General features: G+C 41.7%; 6 protein-coding genes and 1 pseudogene. 5 read left to right on the plus strand and 2 right to left on the minus strand.

Annotated features, from left to right (window positions below):
- Positions 1 to 140: 140 nt before the first annotated feature.
- Together HT697_RS08020 and HT697_RS10515 are read right to left on the minus strand one after the other, a co-directional pair.
- The gene (locus HT697_RS08020; RefSeq protein ID WP_188111610.1) at positions 141 to 941 is read right to left on the minus strand and encodes a glycosyltransferase; all 801 of its coding nucleotides are present in this window, start codon (positions 939 to 941) and stop codon (positions 141 to 143) included.
- Positions 927 to 1,068, minus strand: a pseudogene (locus HT697_RS10515) (glycosyltransferase family 2 protein); the annotation flags it as partial. The gene HT697_RS08020 and the pseudogene HT697_RS10515, both read right to left, overlap by 15 nt.
- A 57-nt stretch (positions 1,069 to 1,125) precedes the next feature.
- Here HT697_RS10515 and HT697_RS08025 point away from each other — a divergent pair.
- The 5 genes from HT697_RS08025 to HT697_RS08045 all read left to right on the plus strand — a co-directional run bounded on the left by HT697_RS08025 (position 1,126) and on the right by HT697_RS08045 (position 5,369).
- Positions 1,126 to 2,292, plus strand: a complete 1,167-nt coding sequence (locus HT697_RS08025; RefSeq protein ID WP_173262855.1) for an MFS transporter — start codon at positions 1,126 to 1,128, stop codon at positions 2,290 to 2,292.
- A gap of 139 nt (positions 2,293 to 2,431) precedes the next feature.
- Positions 2,432 to 2,758 (plus strand): PadR family transcriptional regulator, encoded by a 327-nt coding sequence (locus HT697_RS08030; protein WP_000273854.1) that lies wholly within the window; start codon positions 2,432 to 2,434, stop codon positions 2,756 to 2,758.
- The gene (locus tag HT697_RS08035; RefSeq protein WP_023941404.1) at positions 2,745 to 3,338 is read left to right on the plus strand and encodes a DUF1700 domain-containing protein; all 594 of its coding nucleotides are present in this window, start codon (positions 2,745 to 2,747) and stop codon (positions 3,336 to 3,338) included. Before HT697_RS08030 ends, HT697_RS08035 begins: the two co-directional genes overlap by 14 nt.
- Positions 3,331 to 4,242 carry a DUF4097 domain-containing protein gene (locus tag HT697_RS08040; protein ID WP_173262858.1) on the plus strand — a complete coding sequence of 304 codons (912 nt, stop codon included), beginning with the start codon at positions 3,331 to 3,333 and terminating at the stop codon, positions 4,240 to 4,242. The genes HT697_RS08035 and HT697_RS08040 overlap by 8 nt, the downstream gene beginning before the upstream one ends.
- A gap of 62 nt (positions 4,243 to 4,304) precedes the next feature.
- Positions 4,305 to 5,369 (plus strand): DUF6574 domain-containing protein, encoded by a 1,065-nt coding sequence (locus tag HT697_RS08045; RefSeq protein WP_173262862.1) that lies wholly within the window; start codon positions 4,305 to 4,307, stop codon positions 5,367 to 5,369.
- Positions 5,370 to 5,457 lie beyond the last annotated feature (88 nt).

Consider the following 5,457-nt stretch of genomic DNA (forward strand, 5'->3'; position numbering starts at 1 on the left):
TTTGAGGTTGTAGATGAAACTGACGAAGTCAGTCACATATATACGGCAAGGCGACGTTGACGCGGTTTGAAGAGATTTTCGAAGAGCATCATATTGTTATTATAACACTTTTTATCCAGTTTACGATTTGCTACAATCTTTTACTTTCTTTTTCGTAACAGTTTCATAAAAATAAACTGTCGGACAAATCCTGGACAAAGGGCAACAATCATCTGAATGGCAACACTCTTGGCATACTCCATGTAAGAAATCTGCCCTCGCTTCAGCATGCGCTGACGAGCTTGACGATAGAGTTTGAGGTAACGCAGTCCTCCACGACGTTCAAACATCCCTGCTCCAACACGAACCCTACACAAGATTTGATCCAGATTTCCAGTCTTAGCTCCTGCAGCAATCATATTGAGCCAGAGGAGGTCATCCTCCATATAAAGGCCATCCTCATAGTTGCCTGCCTTGAGAACCATGTCCTTCTTGAACATGACAGTCATGTGGTTAAAGGCACTTCTCATCCTTTGATAAGCCACAATATCTGCATGTTGAGTCGGAACACGACGGTAAGAAACAATCTCATCAGGATTATCAATAAACTCTGCAATATGTCCACCTAATAGGTCTAGCTTGTCCTTCTCCATTAGCTGAACCTGTTGCTCAAAACGGTCTGGAACAGCTATATCATCCGTATCCATACGAGCGATGATATCATACTGGCACTGCAAAACACCCTGTCGAAGAGCCAGACCCAAACCTTGATTCTGCTCAAGAGGATAGCGTTTCACTGGAATATCAGACTCAACTTCAAGATGGTCTAATACCTGATAGAGTTCAGGTGTCAAAGGCCCATCCTCAACCAGAACCAATTCGCTTGGTTTCAGGGTCTGATTTTGAACGCTCTCAATAGCACCCTTTAAAAATGTCGGATTTTCCTTGATATAGACCGACATCAATACGCTGATTTTTTGCTTTTCAGACACAGTTTTTCTCCAATGTATAGATTTCCTTCCACTATTTTATCATAATTTTCAAGACTTTCCCATTTTTATCTTGAAAGCCAGAAACCTTACTTGACATTATAGGGAAAAAGCCTTAAAATAAGCTGTTATTAAAATCAGCTAGAAGAGGTATTATATGAAAAAGCAATCACTCTTTTTTGTTCCAGGTATTATCCTGATTGGTGTTTCCTTGCGGACTCCTTTTACTGTTTTACCCATTATTTTGGGAGATATTTCGCAAGGTCTGGGAGTAGAAGTTAGTTCGCTTGGTGTCCTGACCAGCCTGCCTCTCCTTATGTTTACCCTCTTTTCACCATTTTCTACCCGACTTGCTCAGAAAATTGGCTTGGAGCATCTCTTCACCTACAGCCTCTTCTTCTTGACCATCGGTTCTCTCATTCGACTAATCAATCTGCCCCTGCTCTATCTAGGAACCTTGATGGTTGGGGCAAGCATCGCAGTCATCAATGTGCTGCTTCCTAGTCTTATCCAAGCCAATCAACCAAAGAAGATTGGTTTTCTGACCACCTTATATGTAACGTCTATGGGGATTGCAACGGCTCTAGCCTCCTATCTGGCCGTGCCTATTACACAAGCCAGTTCTTGGAAAGGACTTATCATCCTCCTCACCCTGCTCTGTCTAGCAACTTTTTTGGTCTGGCTGCCTAATCACCGATATAATCACAGACTGGCTCCACAAACCAAACAAAAAAGTCAAACAAAGGTCTTGCGTAATAAACAGGTCTGGGCAGTTATTGTCTTTGCAGGTTTTCAATCCTTGCTCTTTTACACCGCTATGACCTGGCTACCTACAATGGCTATCCATGCAGGCCTATCCAGTCACGAAGCTGGCTTACTGACTTCTATCTTCTCTCTGATTAGCATTCCTTTCTCAATGACCATCCCAAGCCTGACAACCAGTTTATCTACTCGCAACCGTCAGCTTATGCTCACTCTGGTTTCACTAGCTGGTGTGGTCGGCATTTCCATGCTCTTTTTCCCTGTTAATAATTTCTTTTACTGGCTTGCCATCCATCTTCTCATCGGAACTGCAACCAGCGCCCTCTTCCCTTATCTCATGGTCAACTTTTCACTCAAGACAAGCGCCCCTGAAAAGACAGCCCAATTGTCCGGCCTATCTCAAACAGGAGGCTATATCCTAGCAGCCTTTGGGCCAACCCTCTTTGGTTACAGTTTTGACCTGTTCCACTCTTGGGTACCAGCTGTAGCTGCCCTCTTGCTGGTGGATATCCTGATGACTGTAGCCCTCTTTACAGTAGACAGAGCTGATAAAATTCTCTAAACTTCTAGTTTTTCCTAGAAGTTTTTTTATATATAAAAATTTTACACATTTCTCTTGACAGGGCTTTCTTTTAGATGTACAATGTATGTGTAGAAAAATTATATATAAAAATCCTACACATTAGAAAAGGAGGTTTCCCATGTACTTTCCAACATCCTCTGCCTTGATTGAATTTCTCATCTTGGCCGTACTGGAAAAAGGGGATTCTTATGGTTATGAGATTAGCCAAACCATTAAGCTGATCGCTAATATCAAAGAATCCACACTCTATCCCATTCTCAAAAAATTGGAAGGCAATAGCTTTCTGACAACCTATTCTAGAGAGTTCCAAGGTCGCATGCGCAAATACTACTCCTTGACAAATGGTGGTATAGAACAGCTCTTGACCCTAAAAGATGAATGGGCACTCTATACAGACACCATTAATGGCATCATAGAAGGGAGTATCCGCCATGACAAGAACTGAATACCTGACTCAGCTAGAACTCTATCTCAAAAAACTGCCTCAGGCTGACCAAATTGAAGCCATGGACTATTTCAGGGAACTCTTTGACGATGCTGGAGTCGAAGGAGAAGAAGAACTCATTGCCAGTTTGGGAACTCCCAAAGAAGCAGCCCACGAAGTTCTATCCAATCTTCTCGATAAAAAAATCAATGAGGCACCCGCTCAAAAAAATAACCGACAAATTTTACATATCGCCTTGTTAGCTCTCCTTGCAGCACCTATCGGCATTCCTCTGGGAATCGCCATCCTCGTGACCCTGTTCGCAATCCTTGTGGCCGCTTTGACTGTCATTCTGGCTTTCTTTGCGATTTCCATACTTGGTATCATTGGCGGATTCCTATTTTTAGTTGAAAGTTTCACTGTCTTAGCCCAAGCCAAACCAGCCTTTATCTTGATTTTCGGTTCTGGTTTACTGGCTATCGGTGCTTCTTCACTAGTTTTACTAGGCATTTCCTATGTAGCTCGTTTCTTCGGTCTACTCATTGTTCGCTTGGTGCAATTTGTTCTCAAAAAAGGAAAGAGAGGTGACCAGCATGCGTAAATTGACAAAAGGATTTCTCATTTTTGGTGTGGTGACTACCGTTATCGGCTTTATCCTGCTCTTTGTAGGCATCCAATCTGACGGAATCAAGAGCCTACTTTCCATGTCCAAAGAACCTGTCTATGATAGCCGTACGGAAGAGCTAACCTTTGGCAAGGAAGTCGAAAACCTAGAAATTACTCTCCACCAACACGCGCTGACCATCACAGACTCTTTCGATGATCAAATCCACATTTCTTATCATCCATCACTTTCTGCTCACCATGATCTTATCACAAATCAGAACGATAGAACTCTGAGTCTCACTGATAAGAAACTATCTGAAAGTCCATTTATCTCTTCTGGAATTGATGGGATTCTCCATATTGTAAGTAGTTCATCTAATCGTTTTAATGATGTCATCATCGGACTACCGAAAGGGAGAACTCTAAAAGGGATCAACATCTCAGCCAATCGCGGACAAACCACCATCATAAATGCTAGCCTTGAAAATACGACCCTCAATACAAACGGCTATATCCTCCGAATTGAAGGAAGTCGTATCAAAAACAGTAAACTCACAACGCCCAATATCGTTAATATCTTTGATACAAATCTGACAGATAGTCAGCTAGAGTCAACAGAACATCACTTCCACGCTGAAAATATCCAAGTCCATGGTAAGGTTGAACTGACTGCCAAAGATTATCTCCGAATCATCCTAGACCAGAAAGAAAGCCAACGAATTAACTGGGACATCTCAAGCAACTATGGTTCTATCCACCAATTCACAAGAGAAAAGCCTGAATCAAGAGGTACGGAATTAAGCAACCCTTACAAAACTGAAAAAACCGATGTCAAGGATCAACTCATTGCGAGATCTGATGATGATATTGAACTAATATCCACACCAAGCAGACGTTGACAAAAACGCTTACATCTGCTACTATAGAAGCATATTTATCTAACTAAAAAGGAGGTTCTACCATGAAACAAGAATGGTTTGAAAGTAATGATTTTGTAAAAACAACAAGCAAGAACAAGCCTGAAGAGCAAGCTCAAGAGGTTGCAGACAAGGCTGAAGAAACGATAGCCGATCTCGATACACCAATTGAAAAAAATACTCAAGTAGAGGAGGAAGTCTCTCAAGCTGAAGTCGAACTGGAAAGCCAGCAAGAAGAGAAAATTGAAACTCCTGAAGGCGGTGAAGCGAGAACAGAAATAGAAGAAAAGAAGGCATCTAATTCTACTGAAGAAGAGCAAGATCTTTCTGAGGAAACAGAAAAAGTCACTAAAGCTGAAGAAAGCCAAGAAGCACTTCCTCAGCAAAAAACAATCTTGAAAGAGCCTCTTCTTCTCAGTAAATCCTTAGAAAGTCCCTATATCCCCGACCAAGCTCCAAAATCTACGGATAGATGGAAAGAGCAAGTACTTGATTTTTGGTCTTGGCTAGTGGAGGCTCTCAAATCTCCTACAAGCAAGCTTGAAACAAGTAGCACACACAGCTACACAGCCTTTCTCTTGCTCATTCTGTTTTCTGCATCTTCCTTTTTCTTTAGTATCTACCATATCAAACATGCTTACTATGGACATATAGCAACTATGCATAATCACTTCCCTGAACAATTTGCTTCATTAAATCTCTTTTCGATCATCTCTATCCTAGTAGCGACAACACTCTTCTTCTTTTCATTCCTCTTGGGTAGTTTCGTCGTGAGACGATTTATCTACCAAGAAAAGGACTGGACGCTAGAAAAGGTTCTCCAACAATATAGTCAACTCTTGGCAATTCCAATCTTCCTCACTGCCATTGCTAGTTTCTTTGCCTTCTTTGACAGCCTACGATTTACAGCCCTTTTGTGTGTGATTAGCATTGGGATCATTCTGCTTGCTAGTCTCCATATTATTACAAGACCAAGTCAAGCAAGTGAAACCGACTCCTTTTATCAGTTATTCTTGTCTGTCCTTGTGAACGGAGTGATCATCCTCCTCTTCTTTGTAGCTGAAGTCGCACTGATTGGAGATTATCTTCGTATCTTGGCCTTTCTTTAAACTCCATACTCTTCGAAAATCTCTTCAAACCACGTCAGCTTCGCCTTACCGTAGATATATGTTCCTGACTTTGTCAGTCTTATCTACA

The sequence above is a fragment of the Streptococcus sp. 1621 genome, from assembly GCF_013276615.1.
Taxonomy (GTDB): domain Bacteria; phylum Bacillota; class Bacilli; order Lactobacillales; family Streptococcaceae; genus Streptococcus.